We start from the raw sequence: 18,421 nt of genomic DNA, 5'->3' as shown, positions 1-18,421 counted from the left end.
ATTATTTGATTCTTGGTTCAGGTAATGGAACAAATTCGGTTTCGCCCGGAACTTTCGGGAAAGTCTGTTCTGTCCAGTCTTTTTTTGCTTTTTCAAGTAATTCTTTATCCGAAGAAACGAAGTTCCAAAAGATAAAATGTTCTTCAGGAAATGGTTGTCCGCCAAAGATATAAACGGTAGAGTTTTCAGAAATTTCAAACTCACAAAGAGAAGCTTCAGTTGTAATTAAAATTTGTCTCGGATCATAAACATGTTCGCCGTTTTTGATACTTCCTTCTAAAATATACAAACCGCTTTCTCCGAATAAATGGCTTCCAATATTGATTTTCTTAGCTTCTTTGCTTTTAATTTCAATAAAATAAAGCGGACTATAAACCGGAACTGGTGATTTTTTTCCAAAAGCTTCTCCAGCGATTAATTTGTACGAAACGCCATCTTCTTCCCAAGTCGGAATATCATCTGCTTCAACATGTGTAAAATTCGGATCCATTTGCTCCAATTCTTTTGGAAGCGCCACCCAAATCTGTAATCCGTGAAGCATTTTGTCTGAATGTCTTAAGTATTCTGGAGTTCTTTCAGAATGTACGATGCCTTTTCCGGCTGTCATCCAGTTTACAGCGCCGGGTTTTATTTCTAATTCGGTTCCTAAACTATCGCGGTGCATAATGCTTCCTTCAAACAAAAAGGTCAAAGTAGAAAGTCCGATATGCGGATGCGGAGGAACATCCATATTTTCATGATCACTTAAATGTGCAGGTCCCATATGATCGATAAATACAAAGGGTCCAACAGCTCTTTTTTCACGGAAAGGCAATAAACGACCTACCATAAAATTGCCAATATTGGCAGAGCGTTCTTCGATAATTAAACTGATATTTGACATGTGGTATTTTGATTTGATTTGAAAACAAAATTACAGTTGTGATAGAAATCTGTAACTTAATTTAGATTAAGAAAACTTGTTTTTAGTATTAACTATAAAAGTAAGGAAAATGTGGAATAATTCAAATGCTTCTTTTTATGCAGTTCTGTTTGTCATTCTGAGGAACGAGGAATCACAAAAAAATGCGAGAATTCATTGCATTTAATCAATCAATTTAAATTCCAAAACTTCACTTTCAGTTCCATTAATAATAATCGACAACTGATGAATTCCAGTATGAAAAACTCTCGTTGTAATTAACTTAAAAGACTGATTTCTTTCAATCTTAGTCAATTGATTCGGATGATAAACTTTTTCACTGATTTTAAAGACTTTTTTAGCCAAATGTCCTTTTGCTTTTTTATAATGAACAGCATATTCTAAACGAATCGTTTTAGCTTCTTCATTTTTATTATTTAAGTGAAATTGAAATTGTAAATAATCGCCAATTTTTACAATTGGTGTTTTGATTTCAAAAGACGAAAGTTCAATATTTGTACTTTCTAAACCGTAATGGCTTAAAATTTCGGGATGACCTTGTTTTAATAAAGTTCTGCAACCGTGTTTTATAATTCCGTCGGTTTCTTTGCTGTGGCCTTTCCATTTATTTGCAATTTCTAATACAATTTGTGGATTATCTTTTGCAATATCATTTAAAATATTTGCAACGCTTCGGCGAACATATTCTGAAGGATCATTTTTTAGATTCTCTAAAATAGGAAGAATAGAAGTAGGGTCTTTTTTAAGAAACGGAATCGCCATTGCCCACGGTAATCTCGGGCGGGAACCTTCGCTGGCTAATCTTCGAACATGATGATTTTCATGTAAAGACCATTTTACCATTTCGTCGATCATTTGTTCTTTATACTTTAAAATAAATGGACGAACGGCAAATTCACAACTTATAAACTGTGTGATTGAAACAAAGGCTTTCGCCGAAGTTTTAAAATCTTCTAAACCATATATTTCGATATAATCAGCAAAAAAGATGAAAGCCAGATTGCTGTCTGCAAAGTTATTTTTCTTTAAATTTTTAATGATTTTATCGATTAAAGAAACGGCTTCTTGGAAATTTTGAGGCATAAATTGGTGAAACACAACCGTTGTATGTTTCATTCTTTCTTTCCACTCTTTTTGCGCAAAATCGCCTTCATAAATGGCTTCAATAAATTTTTGTTTGTTGAATGCAGGATGCACTTCGGCGACAGCCTGACCAAATTTTTCGTAAAAAGAAATCGAATAAATATCTTTAATTAATCCCATGATTTTGTTTGAATGAACCTCAAAGGTATTTAATTCAACGCTTATTAAGGGAGTAAGTTTTGTTAAGAATTGTAACTTTTTTTTCTGAATATCTTAATGGTTAAAAAAGAAAACTTTAATGTTTTGAAAAATTTTTCATGTTAAGTAAACTTTCAAATCCATAAAATATATCCTAATTTAGCATATTATTAAAAACAGAAAAATGATAAGCGAAGCGCAATTTCAGACAGAATTACAACTTTTGATAAGCAATGCCATAAGAGAAGATGTTGGCCCGGGCGATTACAGTTCGTTGGCTTGTATTCCAGATACGGCTCACGGTCAGGCGAAATTATTAGTAAAAGATCAGGGAATTATTGCAGGTGTTGCCTTGGCGAAAATGATTTTTGAATTTGTTGATCCAAAATTAAAAATAAAGACTTTTATCGAAGACGGAACACATGTAGAATATGGTGATGTTGTTTTTGAAGTTTCAGGAAGTTCGCAGTCTATTTTAAAATCTGAAAGAGTGGTTTTGAATACCATGCAACGTATGTCGGCTATTGCTACAAAAACAAATCATTTGATGCAACTTTTAGACGGAACTGGCGCTAAAATTTTAGATACCCGTAAAACAACTCCAAATTTTAGAGTAGCCGAAAAATGGGCGGTAAAAATTGGCGGAGGCGAAAATCATCGTTATGCTTTGTATGATATGATTATGCTGAAAGACAATCATATTGATTTTGCTGGCGGAATTACACTTGCAATAAAGAAAACAAAAGAGTTTTTAAAAGCAAATAATTTAGATTTAAAGATTATTGTTGAAGCTAGAAACCTTGACGAAATTCGTGAGATTTTGCTAAGCGATGGCGTTCACAGAATTTTGATTGATAACTTTAATTATGAAGATACTAAAAAGGCTGTGGATTTAATTGGTAAAAAATGCCAGACAGAATCTTCAGGAAATATCAACGAAAAAACAATTCGCGAATATGGTCTTTGCGGTGTAAATTACATATCTTCAGGAGCTTTGACGCATTCTGTTTATAATATGGATTTGAGCTTGAAAGCGTTTTAGTTAAGTTATGAGTTTTGAGTTATAAGTTATGAGTTGAATTTTGTGATCTAAAATTTAAACTCAGAAATCTAAAATCAAATAAATATGTCGCAAGAGATAGAAGCTCGGATTGAGAAATTGCCTGTGGTGCGTTCTTTCGCCCGACTTTTAAAGAAAATAAAATTGCCTTGGCTGGAAGGTTTTTCGCTGTATGATTTGATCGAAATGTACGTTATCGGAATTATTGATGGCGCATTTTCGTATCATGCGAGTGCGGTTTCTTTTAGCTTTTTTATGGCTTTATTTCCGTTTGCGTTATTTATTTTAAATTTAATTCCCTTTATCCCGATTGATAATTTTCAGGAGGATTTTCTTCAGTTTGTACAGCAAGGAGTTCCTCCCAATACATATGATGCCATTAGCAAAATTATCAGCGATATCTTAAATAATAGTCACTCGGGATTATTGTCAACCGGTTTTTTTCTTTCGATTTTTTTGATGGCAAATGGCATTAACGGAATCTTGAGCGGTTTTGAATCCTCTAAACATGTTTTTGATAAACGGGGATTTTTGCATCAATATTTAGTGGCGCTGGCAATTTCGCTTGTAATGACCATAATTTTGTTTGTAACGGTGGCAACGATTGTCGTTTTTGAGGTATTTATTCAAAAAACAATCATTCAGGATGTATTAAGTGATAGAATTCCGTTGATTATTTTGGGTCGATATTTGTTTGTTCTTTTGATGATTTTGATAACATCCTCAATATTATTGCGTTATGGTACTAAGCAGTACAATAAAGTGCCTTTTATAAGCATTGGATCTGTTTTTACAACGGTATTAATTGTTATATCTTCGTTCTTTTTTGGGATTTGGGTTATAAAATTCTCAAAATATAACGAACTTTATGGCTCAATTGGGACATTATTAATTCTAATGTTTTACATTTGGATAAACTGTATGATTCTGCTTTTAGGGTTCGAATTGAACGCTACTATCAGAAAATTAAAACAAAAAAAAAATAAATAGTATGAAAAATTGGATGTTAGCAATTGGTGTTTTTTTCTTCGCAATGAGTGTTCAGGCTCAAAGTGTTATTGGAAAATGGAAAACAATTGACGATGAAACTGGAGAAGCAAAATCAATCGTAGAAGTTTACGAAAAATCAGGAAAAATTTACGGTAAAGTAGTAGAAATACTTCGTGAGAATCATAAAAAAGATGTTTGTTCTAAGTGTGACGGTGCTGAAAAAAACAAACCAATTTTAGGAATGGTGATTATTAACGGTCTTAAAAAAGACGGTTCAGAATATAATGACGGAACTATTTTGGATCCTACAAACGGTAAAAAATACAAATGTTATATTACACTTGAATCTGCTGATAAATTAAAACTTCGCGGTTACGTTGGAATCTCTTTAATGGGAAGAACACAATACTGGACACGAGTGAAATAATTAATTCAAAAAATACATGCGAAAATTAGCTTCGATAATTTTATTCTTAGTTTTAGTTTCAAATAGCTTTGGACAATCTAAGAATTCGCCATTACAAATAAGTCATCTTACAGGTGACTTTTATGTTTATAAAACGTTTCATGATTATAAAGGAACGATGATTTCTGCCAATGCCATGTATCTGGTTACAGATAAAGGTGTTGTTCTTTTTGATGCGCCTTGGGACGAAGCGCAATTCCAGCCTTTGTTAGATAGTATAAAGACAAAACATAACAAAGAAGTTGTAATGCTTTTTGCTACGCATTCTCATGATGATCGCGCAGGAGGATTTGATTTTTATAGAAAAAAAGGAATTAAAACGTATTCTATTAAGTTGACGGATGATATTCTGAAAAAAGAAAAGAAACCGAGAGCTGAATTTATAACTCCCAACGATAAAACCTTTACAGTCGGACAGCATACTTTTGAGGTTTACTATCCAGGAAAAGGGCACGCGCCAGATAATATTGTGGTTTGGTTTAATAAAGAAAAAGTACTTTATGGAGCTTGTTTTATAAAAAGTGCCGATGCGCAGGATCTTGGTTATTTAGGCGACTCCGATGTTAAAGAATGGAAAACATCTATTAAAAAAGTACAAACGAAATTTAAAAGTCCAAAGTATATTATTCCGGGTCATGAAGATTGGACAAATATTCAATCTTTAAATCATACTCAGAAATTAGTTGATGAGTATTTGGCTCAAAAATCTTCAGGAAAAAAATAATTTTCCAAATCATATAAAATTGTTGCATGTTTTTTATCGAAGTTATTTTACCGCTTTCCTTAGCAAAAACGTTTACTTATCGAATTTCTGAGGCCGAATATCATTTCATTAAAAAAGGAATGCGAGTGGCGGTACCTTTTGGTAAAAATAAAATTTACACAGCGCTAGTTTTAGACATTCATGAAAATTCGCCAACATTATATGATGCCAAAGAAATTCACCAGATTTTAGATGAAAAACCAATTGCAACCGAAACTCAGATAAAACACTGGCTTTGGGTGGCTAATTATTATATGTGCGGAATTGGCGATGTTTATCGCGGTGCCTTTCCAAGCGGATTATTGTTGGAAAGTGAAACAATAGTTTCGCATAAACCAGAAGTAGTTGTAAATGACAGTGAACTTTCAGATGATGAATTTTTGGTTTATGAAGCTTTACAGCATCAGAGTTCATTGAAGGTTCAGGAAATTGCTTCAATTTTAAATAAGAAAAACATACTTCCGGTTCTTCAAAAATTGATAAGCAAAGATATTATTGTTTTAGAAGAAGAAATAAAAGAAAACTACAAGCCTAAATTGGTTCGGTATGTAAAACTACATTCCAAATATGATTCAGATAACGGTTTAGCAGAATTGCTTGAAGTATTAAAAAGTGCCAATAAGCAAAAAGAAATTGTTTTGGCCTATTTTCAGCTTAATGCCTCAGAAAAAAAGCCAATCACAGTAAAAAAACTTACTGAAGTCGCGAATGTGACATCAGCAGTTGTTAAGGCTTTAATCGAAAAAGAAATCTTCGAAGAATATTATTTGCAACATGATCGAGTTTCATTTAATGGAGAAAAATCAGAAAAAGAACTTCATTTAAGCGAAGCGCAGGAAAATGCTTTTCTTGCAATAAAAGAGAGTTTTTCTGAAAAAGAAGTTTGTCTGCTTCATGGAGTTACTTCAAGTGGGAAAACAGAAATCTACATTAAATTAATTGAAGAATATTTGCAGACAGGAAAACAGATTTTGTATTTACTTCCTGAAATTGCATTGACGACTCAATTGGTTTCTCGTTTACGTTTACATTTTGGCGATAAAGTGGCTGTTTTTCATTCCAAATACAGCAATAATGAAAGAGTTGAGGTTTGGAAACAAACGCTCGAAAATTCTGAAAAAGCACAAATTGTAATAGGAGCAAGGTCGGCTTTGTTTTTGCCTTTCAATGATTTAGGATTGTTAATTGTTGATGAAGAGCATGAACAAACTTTTAAACAAACAGATCCTGCGCCAAGATATCATGCAAGAGATGCTGCAATTGTTTTGGCAAATTTTCATAAAGCTAAAGTTTTATTAGGTTCAGCAACGCCAAGTATTGAAACGTATTTTAATACACAAAATGATAAATACGGTTTAGTAACGCTTACAGAACGTTATAAAAATGTTCGTATGCCTGAAGTTGTTTTGGTCGATTTGAAAGACAAACATTTCAGAAAAAGAATGACTGGGCATTTTAGTGATCTTTTAATCGAAGAAATTGCAGAAGCTTTGTCTTTGGGTGAACAAGTGATTTTATTCCAAAACAGAAGAGGATATTCTCCTATAATAGAATGTTTGACTTGCGGGCACGTTCCGCATTGCCAGCAATGCGATGTAAGTTTGACTTTTCATAAATTTAAAAATCAATTGCGTTGTCATTATTGTGGATATTCAATTGCGAAACCAACGAATTGCCATAGTTGTTCAAGTATTGATTTAACGACAAAAGGTTTTGGAACCGAACAAATAGAGCAGGAGTTACTATCGCTTTTCTCAAAAGCTAAAACGGCGCGAATGGATCAAGATACAACGCGAGGAAAATTTGGTTTTGAGAAAATCATCGATACTTTTAAAAATAGAGAAATTGATATTTTAGTAGGAACACAAATGTTGGCCAAAGGTTTGGATTTTGATAATGTAAGTCTGGTTGGAATTATGAATGCCGATAATATGTTGCATCATCCAGATTTTAGAGCTTTTGAACGCAGTTTCCAAATGATGACTCAAGTTGCGGGAAGAGCGGGAAGATCAGAAAAACAAGGCAAAGTTGTGATTCAGACCTATAATCCAAATCATAATACAATTCAGCAGGTTACAAACCATAATTATATAGGTATGTATAAGGAACAATTATACGACCGCCAAATCTATAAATACCCACCCTATTTCAGAATTATAAAACTTACTATAAAACATAAAGATTTTGATAAATTGAAAGAAGGATCAATGTGGCTGTATCAGGTTTTGAGCCAAAATTTGAATATACCAGTTTTAGGCCCGGAAGAACCAGCAATAAGTCGAATCAGAAATGAATATATCAGAACTATATTAATTAAGATTCCGCAAAACTTGCATTTAGGAAACACAAAAAAAACTATTCAGAAAATGCTGAATAGTTTTGAGGCTGTTGCTCAATACAGAGCTATAAAAGTTGTTGTGAATGTCGATTTCTATTAAGACGAAGTAGATAATGCTTTAACTAAGTCTTCTTTTTTATTTCGGCTTAATGGGATTTTTGTAATTCCAATCTCTGCAAATTTGCTGTTGAAGCGTTCTACCTTATCAATATTAATAATATAGGATTTGTGTACACGAATAAATTTGTCTTTTGATAAATCGTTTTCAAATGATTTCATAGTAGAAAGAACCAAATTGCTGTCATCCTCAGTAACTACTCTAACATAATCTCCAAATGCTTCAATCCATTTAATTTTAGCAGTAAAGATTTTTAGTTTTTTAAGATTACTTTTAATGAATATATGTTCGCCTTCTTCTTCTTTTACTTCTTTTCTAAGTAAGTGCATATCGATTGCCCTTTTCACAGAAGCGTTGAATCGATCAACAGCAATTGGTTTCTGCAGATAATCGGTAGCATCATAGTCAAAGGCTTTTAAAGCATACTCTGCTTTAGAAGTGATAAATATAATTTGAGGTTTTGATTTTAGTCCGTCAAGAAAGTCAAAACCATTGATAACAGGCATTTCGATATCAAGAAATATTAAATCGATATTATTTAAAGAGATACAGCTTTTTGCTTCTATTGCATTAGAAAAGTCCCCGATTAAGTGCAAACCTGGGTGATTATTAACTAATTTTGCAATAATGGTCCTCTGTATAGAACTATCATCTACAACAACACAGTTTAGTTTCATAACATTTAAATTTAGAATAAATTCAGGATAGCATTAGTAAAAGTATTATTTTTTTTGTAAAAAAAACTAAACTGAGCATATATTTTTTGCAGTATGACGAATAAAAGCAAAAATGTGTTGTTTATTTAAATTTTATGATTACTTTTGCACCCAATTTTAACAAATAAATATTGTATTTATGAATCATTATGAAACTGTTTTCATTTTAAATCCCGTTTTATCTGAGGTTCAGGTGAAGGAAACAGTAACGAAATTTGAAGAATTTCTTACTAGTAGAGGAGCTGAAATGGTATCGAAAGAGGATTGGGGTCTGAAAAAAATGGCTTACGAAATCCAAAACAAAAAAAGTGGTTTTTACCATTTATTCGAATTCAAAGTAGCTGGAGAAGTTCTTGTAGCTTTTGAAACTGAATTTAGACGTGACGAAAGAGTTATGCGTTTCTTAACTGTAAGTTTAGATAAACATGCTATTTCATGGGCGGAGAGAAGAAGAGCTAAATTAAAATCTACTAAAGCGTAATTATTATGTCTACAATCGAACAATCTGCAAAAGGAAAAAAAGACGGAGATATCAGATATTTAACGCCTTTAAACATTGAAACTAACAAAACTAAAAAGTATTGCCGTTTCAAAAAATCAGGAATCAAATATATCGATTATAAAGATGCTGATTTCTTATTGAAATTCGTAAATGAGCAAGGAAAAATTCTTCCTCGTCGTTTAACTGGAACTTCATTAAAATACCAAAGAAAAGTTTCTGTAGCTGTAAAAAGAGCTCGTCACTTAGCTTTAATGCCATACGTGGCCGATTTATTAAAATAGTATAAAAAAATCTAGTCGCTGGTTTCTGCTCGATCAGAACCTAACTTCTAAAATATAAGGACAACAACATGGAAATTATTTTAAAACAAGACGTACAAAACCTAGGGTTTAAAGATGATGTAGTATCTGTAAAACCTGGTTACGGTCGTAACTTTTTAATTCCTCAAGGTTTTGCTACTTTAGCAACTCCTTCTGCTAAAAAAGTTTTAGCTGAAAACCTAAAACAAAGAGCACACAAAGAAGCTAAAGTTGTTGCTGATGCTAAAGCATTAGCTGAAACTTTAAAAGCTCTTGAAATTAAACTTACTGCAAAAGCTGGTGGAGAGAAACTTTTTGGTTCTATCACTAACATCGATATTGCTGAAGCTTTAGAGAAATCTGGTAATGCTATCGATAGAAAATTCATCACTAGCGGTGTTGTAAAACGTTTAGGAAAATACAATGCTACAGTTCGTTTACACAGAGATGTAATCGTTGAATTAGCTTACGAAATTGTTGCTGAAAAGTAATAGTTTTAAAAACTATATAAAAATCCCGATGAAAATCGGGATTTTTTTGTTTGGTGAAATATTGATTAATAAACTTAAGGTTATTTGTGTAAGTATTTAGCTTATTACTTATGGCGTAAGGTATAAAGTCTAAAATAAAATGAAATACGCAAGATTAACAAAAGAGCAATTTGATGAATTGCATGCGGAATTTGCCAGTTTTTTGGCGACACAAGCAATTGATAAAGGAGAATGGGATTCTCTTAAAGAAAACAAACCTGAAGTTGCCGAACAGGAATTAGATGTTTTTTCAGATTTGATCTGGGAAGGTGTTTTGTCCAGAGCTGAATTCCTGGAGCATTTTTCTAAAAATCATATTTTCTTATTTCAATGTTTTGAAACCCATGTTCAATCTATAGTATTGAAGTCGTTAGTACCGGAAACTGATTTTTTGACTCAGGAAGGTTTGCAGTGGCTGAGTGATAATATGTTTACGGAAACAATTGAAATGAAAGTGGGTAAAAAAGTATTTACTGAAGATCGAAACGTTTCTATTTTTGAATTGATTCAGCAAGGTGCTTTTTTAAGTGATGGACAATTATTTAAACAGATTAATTCGATTATAGAATCGTAGATAGTAAAATCCATTAAAAAAAGGAATTAAAAGGTTAAACAGTTTGTCTTGAATTGTTTAACCTTTTTTTAATTTTTTAACATTTGTCTAATGTTTAAAATTTTTACGCGCACGTACTTTTACGCATTTATTTAAGATTTCTCAATATTTTAAGATTTTAGCTTTTAAATATTTAGTTTAGTAGATTTTTTTGTCTTTATTGTTAAAACTATATCGTTTGAAGTGTAATTAATATAGGTTTTTTCCTTCAATTTTTAAATTTAACATTAATTAAACGTATTTTTTACACACTTCATAAAGTACGTTTTTTGTAGTAAAAACAAGGTTTTTTCTTATATTATTGGCTTTTTTTGTTTTTTAAACTGCTTCTTGCATGAAAAAAAATAAGAATATTAGGTTGCTTTTTGTTTTTATTTTATTTATTTTTGAAAGAGAAATGTTAAACAAAATGATTTGGCCCTGTTTTGATAATTCTATTTTTGCAGTGTTTTGTTTAATTTTTTGTTTTAAAAGAAAATGTTTTATTAAAATGTTTTTCTTTTTTAGTAACTTAATTATATGCGTATGGAATTGACAATTACTCTCATTATCAAGTTTGCATTAGGTGTTCAAGTTATTTTTGCATTATTTAATGTTGCGAAATTTGCTCGTAAAATTTCTTTCTATTCAAATCTAAGTTTATTTCAAAACCACAATCAATATATTAATTCATTATCATTGCCCAGTTGGCAACTAGGGTAGTAAATGATGATTTATCGTGTTTTATTATTAGTGAATGCGATATATGATTATTTATCAAACACTGTTTCAAGTTTTAAAATCTTATTAAAACCTTGAGAGTCTAATCAGCTTTCTTGCGATATTGAATCAGTATTTTTTTTATTCCCCCACAACATAACGTTTAAATTTTCTTAATTGAAAATTATGTAGCAAACAAATCACTTCATCAGGAAGATTGGTCTAGATCAGTATTTCCTAAAAGTTTTGAGGGATTTTTTATTCAGGATGAATAAAAGTATTCTTTGGTATACATAAAAATGTATACTCTAATTTAATTTTTTTTAATGAAATAAGATTTTAAAGTTCAGCCCCAAATACTTTAGATTTTGTTTTAACTAGTTGAATATTAGTGTTTTTTATAATTGCCTAAGCATTCGTGCTTTTCGCAACAGGTATTTTATTGTCCATTTTCTAATCTTCCAAATTATGAAAAAAATCTTTACTTTTTGTAATCTCATTATTCAGAAGAGATTATTGGGGCTATTATTTTTATTCCTATTATGTAGTAATGCTTTTGCTCAGACTGTTTGTAGACCAGTGTCACAAACAAACAGTCAGGGAGGCTTATTGTGTGTAGGTTTAGATGTAAGCAATCCCACGTTGGCCTATGACAACGATCCGGGGCTAACGACATTTGCGACTCTGCAAAATGCGGTCGGACTTCTATGTGTGGTTGAAGAGACCATGACGCTGAATCAGACCGTGAAAGCTGGAGACGAAATTGTACTTTATTTAGGTACAGGAAATGGTTTGCTTGATGTTGGATTATTATCCAATGTATCAATTCAAACAAAGCTTTCAGGAACAAATGTAGGTCCAAGAGTGGCGCTTAACAGCCCAGTTTTGAACCTTAGTTTGTTATCCGGAAATGCTATTGGTGAAGTCCGATATACAGTTCCTGGCGACGCCAATCAAGTACAAATTCAGGTAGGTGGTCTTTTAAGCCTACTTGTTAACTTAAGAGTTTATGATGTTCGTCTTGATTTTGCAAAACCAACAGTAACAGGTGGTTTAAATCAGACGATTTGTTCAGGAACTTCAACGACTCTAACTGCTACACCAGTAGCAGGAACAAATTTAGCATGGTATAGCTCTGCTTCTTCTACTACGGCACTTGCAACTGGAAATACTTTGGTTACTCCAACTTTAACTGCGAATACTACCTATTATATAGGAGTAGCCCGAGCAGGTGGCTGTGAAGGAAATAATCGAGTGCCAGTGGTTGTTAATGTGTCTAATTCTGTTGCTCCCGCAATTAGTTCTTCTGGGACTGCTGTGTGTTCTTCAGGAGCAACACAACAAACTACTTTATCATTAATTAATGCAATTCCGGGAACAACTTATAATTGGTATTCAGTACCAACTGCCGGAACAATATTGGCTTCGGGAACTTCGTATTCTCCAACAGTTCCTATTGGAACAACTACTTTTTATGTAGAAGCTGTTATTGGAAGTTGCATAAGTCCAACTCGAGCTCAGGTAGATGTAGTTTCGGTTGCGGTTCCGGCAGCGGCTAGTGCTTTGACGCAAAATGTAACAATTCAATCTGGACAAAATGCCACTTTGAATGCCACAACATCTGAAGCTGGAGTGACGCTGAATTGGTATGATGTAGCGACAGGCGGAACAGCTCTTGCAACAAATACCTCAACTTTCACAACTCCGATTTTAACTGCTACAAAAACCTATTATGTAGAAACTCAAAGTGCAACTGGTGGTTGTGTAAGTGCTTCCAGAACTCCAATTACAGTGAACGTAGTGAGTACTCCGCTTGGAGGATGTTTACAAGCAAATAGTCAACAAACTAATATTAATGGTCTTTGTTTGTTATGTAGCAGTACAAATCCAGATTTGTCTGTTGACGGAGATATTAATACTGCGGCACGTTTGACCGTGCCAGTTGGTTTGATAAATGGATGGATTCAGCAAACATTGCAATTTAATAATCCAGGAAAAGCGGGTGATATTATAGATGTTGAATTAGAATTACCGGGTGGTGTTCTAGATTTAAGTTTATTGAATTATATAAGTTTAGCAACATATAATGGAGCCACTTTTAATAATGACAGAGTTTCGATAAATAACTTAGTAAGTGTTCAACTATTAGGAGGAAATCGTTTTAGAGCTAGTATAACTGCGGGAGCAAATTTCGACAGAGTTGAAGTTCGCTTAGGTGGTTTAGTATCAGCATTGACGAGCTTGGATATTTATCAGGCAAGCTACCATTATGGTGAAACAAATGTTACTGGAAATAAAAATATCTGTAGTGGACAAAATACAGTATTAACTGCAGGCCTTGCTGTTGGAGAAACCGTTAATTGGTATTCTGCAGCCACCGGCGGTGCTTCATTGGCAAGTACTGCAGCTTTTACCACACCAAATTTAACTGTTGATACAACATACTGGACAGAAGTAACTCGAAATGGTTGTGTTAATAGTGTGCGTTATGCTGTGCCAATTACAGTAAATAATCCTGTAGTGGCAACTGTGGCGGCAGCTTCTTCAAGTATTTGTGAAGGACAATCTACGACAATAACAGTTCAGTCTCCGGTTGCAGGAACCACTTATAATTGGTACGATGCAGCAACAGCTGGAAATTTATTGTTTACAGGAACTACTTTTACAACTCCAGCTTTAACTTCTTCAACAAGCTATTATGTTGAATCAGTAATTGGAAGTTGTACTACTTCAAGCAGAGCGCAAGCCAGTATAACTGTTAATCCACTGCCAGCATCGCCAACAGTGGCATCTTCAACGGTAATTATTCCTTCAGGACAAGTTGTTACATTACAAGTTTCAAATCCTGTGGCAGGTATCGCTTATGATTGGTACGATGTAGCTACGGGAGGAACAGCGTTAGTGACGGATAATCCAAGTTATACTCCAAGTCCAGCTTTGACAGCAGACAAAACTTATTATATTGAAGCAAGAAACGCTTCAAATTGCGTGAGTGCAACAAGAACGATAATCAACGTTGTTGTAACGCCACCAGCACCAGTAACTACATGTTTACAGGCAAATGCACAAACTATTTCAACAAGCGGTATTGCTTGTGTAGGTTGTGGTGCTGTTTTAGGAACAGCTAATTTATCTGTTGATGGTGACAATAGTACTGCAACTACTCTTCAAAATCCTGTTGGAGTAGCTGGCTATGTACAACAAAGATTAGATTTTGCGAGCTCTGGCTTTGCAGGTGATATAATAGAAGTTGAGCTTGGATTACCAACCGGACTTTTAGACGTAAGTGCCCTTTCTTATATTACTTTAGAAAGTTATAATGGAGGAACTGATAATGGAGATGGTGCAGCTATTAATTCATTACTAAATGTACAGTTATTAGGTGGAAACCGTTTCCGAGCTACTTTTGCAGCAGGCGCAAATTTTACAGGTGTGCAAGTTAGACTAGGAGGAGTGCTTTCGGTATTAAGTGAATTAGATATTTATGGGGCTTCATTTAGATATAAAGAAGCTGCAATCACTGGAGCATCTTCACCAATTTGTTCAGGAGCATCTGCAACATTGACAGCTTCAACTACAGGAGGAGATGTACTTAGCTGGTATGACGTTCCTAGCGGAGGTTTAGCTTTGGCTTCAAACACAAATACTTATACAACAGGACCTTTAACAGGTTCTAAAACCTATTATATTGAAGCTGTTCGAGGCGGTACTTGTATAAATAGTGTTCGTCAGCCAGTAACAGTAACAGTGTTGCCTTTATCAGTTGCAGCAGATATTACTATTGCAAGTCCAGTAACATCTTCATGTGATGGAATAGCTATTTTGAATCCAACTTCTGGTTTAACCGGAGCACAATTTAAATATTACACTGATCAGGTTAAAACGCAAGAAATTATTACAGGATCAACAGTTGTTGCTCAGCCTGGAATAACTTTTTCTAAAGATGCATCAACTGGAGCACTTACCATAAACGGACTTGCTTCAGGCGTATCTTATACTTATTATATTGCTGTCGGAAATACAGCAAGCTGTGATAATGCAATAAATACTTTAAAACCAGTCGTGGTTAATTTCCCTGCAACTACTACAACTTTGGCAGTAACATCTCCATTAGTTGCTTGTGGAAGTGCTAATCTAAAAAATGCGATTGCAGCACTTGATACTAGCGGAAATACAACTTATACTTTTTTCGATCCTTCAAATACAATTATTACAGATGAAGCAGCATCGAATATAACGATTAGTGGTGTTTACTCAATTCAGGCTCAAGGTAGCGGATTCGATTGTCCATCTGCAAAACAAGCAGTAACAGTGACAATTAATACGCTGCCAAGCTTGACTGTCGATCCTGCACAGTCTGTAGCTCAAGGCACCAATGTTACGCTGAATGCAACTTCAACAGGTACATTAGCCTGGTATGATCCACAAGGAAATGCAATCGCGGGACCTCCGTTTAACACAGGAGCGCTTAATGTTCCAGGAATTTATACTTATACAGTTGTAGCGACATTAGGAACATGTTCAGTTACAGGAACACTTTCTATAAATGTTAAAGATCCAGATAATTGTCAATTATTAACTGAAAGAGTATATGCAACTGGACAAAGTTCAGGATCAATTATTACTGGAGGTGTAGCAAATGGGCCAAATGCTATTGATGGAAATCCACAAACATTTTCAACGATTACTACTGGAGTAGGACTTTTAGGAATCGGTACAACCTGGCAAAATTTAACTTGGCCTTCAAATATTGCAAAAGGAACGCCAGTAACTATTAAATTGGGTTCTGAATATAGTTTATTAGGAGTAGCACAAGGAGTTTCAGTAATTGGAACTAAAGCTGGAGCTGATATCGGTACATTGCAATCTATTTCAGGAGCGTTATTGAATGTGCTTCCGGGAGATAATGCTTACGAATATACTTTTGTTCCTTCAAACGCTGCAGGTCCACAGGATTACGACGGAATCCGAATTGTGTCAGGTGCAGTTTTAAGTGTTGCTCAAAACACTAAAGTTTATGAAGCGTACTATAATAAATCTGTTTCTACAGTAACCTGTACACCAGGAGATATTCAGGATATTTTTTATGGAACAACTGATTTAGGGCTTCCTGTTGGAGCATTAACTGCAACAGTTGGAGTAAGCGATGCCTGGAATATAGCTGATAATGATGTTACGACTTATGCTACAATGTATAGCGGTGTTGGTGCTCTTGCAGCTGCAGATATGACAGTGCAATTCAAAACGCCTTCAGTAGTAAGTGATACATTAAGAATAGTGATTTCAAAACCAGGCACATTATTGAATGTTAATTTGTTAACTGGTTTTAGCATTCAGCGTTATCTAGGAAACGTTGCGGTTGGAGCTCCTATTCAAAATAATAGTACATTATTAAGTTTGAAATTATTATCTGCCAATACTATGGCAATGGTGTTGGTATCTTCTCCAACAGAATCGTATGATAGAGTAAGAATCCGTTTTGGCGGGGTAGCAGGTGTTTTAGAATTCTTAAGAGTTCACACAGTAGAGCGCGTTGCTAATACTTCGGTTATAGGCGGAGGAACTGATAATAAGGTTACAGTTTGTCCGGGAAGCACCGTTACCCTTCAAATACCAGAAGAAGCTTGTTCAACCTATGTTTGGTATGATTCACCTACGGGAGGAGCAATTGTAGCGAGTGGTATTACTTATACTGTTCCGGCAACTTTAGCGGCAGGTATCTATAAATATTATGTTCAGCCAGTGCGTTACGGTTGTGAGGCAATGACCCGAGGCGAAGTTACTGTTGAAGTTAGAGCAACAAGTCCAGAACCTACTTTGACAGATATTACTCTAAATGGTGCTGCAACAACTGCGATTTGCTCTCCTTCGGGAACTGTAACTTTAGCAACAAGTTTAGTTGGTACATTTACAAATCCAGTTTATCATTGGTATAAATTTGATGGAAGTGTGAGCCAGCCAGTAGCTAGCGCGACAGGACCTTCATTAGTAGTGAATGGTTTAACTCCAGGAACTTATACTTATTTTGTTGGTGTTAGTTCTGATGAATTTTGTGAAACGGCTGAAGCGGATAGAAAACAAATAACGTTTACTATTCTGCCTCCTTCAGTAGCAACAGATATTGTAGTTGATGATTTAACAGTGTGTAATGGTGTTGCTGCATCATTAACGCCAACTGCGCCAACATTGACAAATCCTATTTTCACTTGGTATGCAGATGCTAACAAAACTCCTCTTGTAAATGGAACACCAGCAGGTGCAACTTATACAGTAAGTTCAACAGGAGTCTTGACAGTTACTGGTTTAACACGTGCAGTGAGTCCAATAACTTATTATGTTGCTGTTTCGAGTGATACAACTTGTGAAAATCTTGCAGGAACATTACAAGATGCTGTAATTATTATAAGTGATCCGAATACACCAACGACAACAAATTCTACTCAGAATTTCTGTTTAATTAATAATCCAACAGTTGCCAATATTCAGGTAAATGAATCAAATGTGGTTTGGTATAGTACAGATACTTCTACAACGCCTTTGTTATCTACAGATGCTTTAGTTACGGGTACCTATTATGCCACAGCAAAAGATCCAGTTACTAATTGTGAGAGCAGTGTTCGCTTGGCAGTTGCAGTTAATGTGAATGATCCAGGAACACCAACATTGGTAACAGCAGGAACACAAAACTTCTGCTTGGTTAATGCACCGACTTTTGCAAGTGTTCAATTCAACGAAACAAATATTGTTTGGTATGATGCTTTGACAGGAGGAAACTTGATTCCATCAACTCAGGCCTTGACAAACGGAACTTATTTTGCTACAATAAGTGATCCTGCAACAGGTTGTGAAAGCGCAACAAGATTAAGTGTAACCATAAATGTAAACGATCCGGGTACACCAACATTAGTAACAGCAGGAACACAAAACTTCTGTCTGATTAATGCACCGACTTTTGCAAGTGTTCAGTTCAATGAGACAAACATTGTTTGGTACACAGCTTTGACAGGAGGAAACTTGATTCCATCAACTCAGGCATTGACTAACGGAACGTATTTCGCTTCAATCAGCGATCCTGCAACAGGATGCGAGAGCGCAACAAGATTAAGCGTAACAATCAATGTAAA

The 18,421-nt window shown here is 34.4% G+C and carries 12 protein-coding genes and 1 pseudogene; 10 read left to right on the top strand and 3 right to left on the bottom strand.

Features of this window, described 5'->3' with window-relative positions; genetic code table 11:
• Position 1: 1 nt before the first annotated feature.
• Both GQ47_RS10650 and GQ47_RS10645 read right to left on the bottom strand, forming a co-directional pair.
• Positions 2 to 883, bottom strand: coding sequence for a pirin family protein (locus tag GQ47_RS10650; protein ID WP_035648248.1), 882 nt, complete (start codon positions 881 to 883; stop codon positions 2 to 4).
• Between the two features lie 201 nt (positions 884 to 1,084).
• Entirely contained in the window at positions 1,085 to 2,185 is a 1,101-nt protein-coding gene (locus tag GQ47_RS10645; protein WP_035648246.1) for a DNA alkylation repair protein, read from the bottom strand.
• A 202-nt stretch (positions 2,186 to 2,387) separates the two neighbouring features.
• On the opposite strand from GQ47_RS10645, the gene nadC reads away from it, so the two are divergent.
• The 5 genes from nadC to priA all read left to right on the top strand — a co-directional run bounded on the left by nadC (position 2,388) and on the right by priA (position 7,920).
• A complete protein-coding gene (gene nadC, locus GQ47_RS10640; RefSeq protein WP_035648245.1) occupies positions 2,388 to 3,245 on the top strand; it encodes a carboxylating nicotinate-nucleotide diphosphorylase in 858 nt (285 codons plus the stop codon).
• Positions 3,246 to 3,329: 84 nt separating this feature from the next.
• On the top strand, positions 3,330 to 4,253 hold the full coding sequence (locus GQ47_RS10635; protein ID WP_035648244.1) for a YihY/virulence factor BrkB family protein: 924 nt from the start codon (positions 3,330 to 3,332) through the stop codon (positions 4,251 to 4,253).
• A gap of 1 nt (position 4,254) precedes the next feature.
• On the top strand, positions 4,255 to 4,680 hold the full coding sequence (locus tag GQ47_RS10630; protein ID WP_035648243.1) for a DUF2147 domain-containing protein: 426 nt from the start codon (positions 4,255 to 4,257) through the stop codon (positions 4,678 to 4,680).
• 16 nt (positions 4,681 to 4,696) lie between these two features.
• Positions 4,697 to 5,443: a subclass B1 metallo-beta-lactamase gene (bla-B1-FLAV, locus tag GQ47_RS10625; RefSeq protein WP_035648240.1), complete on the top strand. Its 747-nt coding sequence runs from the start codon at positions 4,697 to 4,699 to the stop codon at positions 5,441 to 5,443.
• Between the two features lie 26 nt (positions 5,444 to 5,469).
• A complete protein-coding gene (priA, locus tag GQ47_RS10620) occupies positions 5,470 to 7,920 on the top strand; it encodes a replication restart helicase PriA (protein WP_035648238.1) in 2,451 nt (816 codons plus the stop codon).
• Here priA and GQ47_RS10615 read toward each other — a convergent pair.
• Positions 7,917 to 8,615 (bottom strand): LytR/AlgR family response regulator transcription factor, encoded by a 699-nt coding sequence (locus GQ47_RS10615; RefSeq protein WP_035648235.1) that lies wholly within the window; start codon positions 8,613 to 8,615, stop codon positions 7,917 to 7,919. The genes priA and GQ47_RS10615 overlap by 4 nt on opposite strands.
• 178 nt (positions 8,616 to 8,793) lie before the next feature.
• Here GQ47_RS10615 and rpsF point away from each other — a divergent pair, with 178 nt between their 5' ends.
• The 5 genes and pseudogenes from rpsF to GQ47_RS10585 all read left to right on the top strand — a co-directional run.
• Positions 8,794 to 9,135, top strand: coding sequence for a 30S ribosomal protein S6 (gene rpsF, locus GQ47_RS10610; RefSeq protein WP_026729424.1), 342 nt, complete (start codon positions 8,794 to 8,796; stop codon positions 9,133 to 9,135).
• 5 nt (positions 9,136 to 9,140) lie between these two features.
• On the top strand, positions 9,141 to 9,437 hold the full coding sequence (gene rpsR, locus GQ47_RS10605; protein ID WP_002987043.1) for a 30S ribosomal protein S18: 297 nt from the start codon (positions 9,141 to 9,143) through the stop codon (positions 9,435 to 9,437).
• Positions 9,438 to 9,505: 68 nt separating this feature from the next.
• Positions 9,506 to 9,946 carry a 50S ribosomal protein L9 gene (gene rplI / locus GQ47_RS10600; RefSeq protein WP_035648232.1) on the top strand — a complete coding sequence of 147 codons (441 nt, stop codon included), beginning with the start codon at positions 9,506 to 9,508 and terminating at the stop codon, positions 9,944 to 9,946.
• 139 nt (positions 9,947 to 10,085) lie between these two features.
• Entirely contained in the window at positions 10,086 to 10,559 is a 474-nt protein-coding gene (locus tag GQ47_RS10595) for a DUF6495 family protein (RefSeq protein ID WP_035648229.1), read from the top strand.
• Positions 10,560 to 11,765: 1,206 nt separating this feature from the next.
• Positions 11,766 to 18,421: pseudogene (locus GQ47_RS10585) on the top strand (hypothetical protein); the annotation flags it as partial.

It is taken from the genome of Flavobacterium sp. ASV13 (assembly GCF_000745775.1).
Lineage (GTDB): Bacteria > Bacteroidota > Bacteroidia > Flavobacteriales > Flavobacteriaceae > Flavobacterium.
This window is presented reverse-complemented; position numbering and strand designations above follow the sequence as displayed.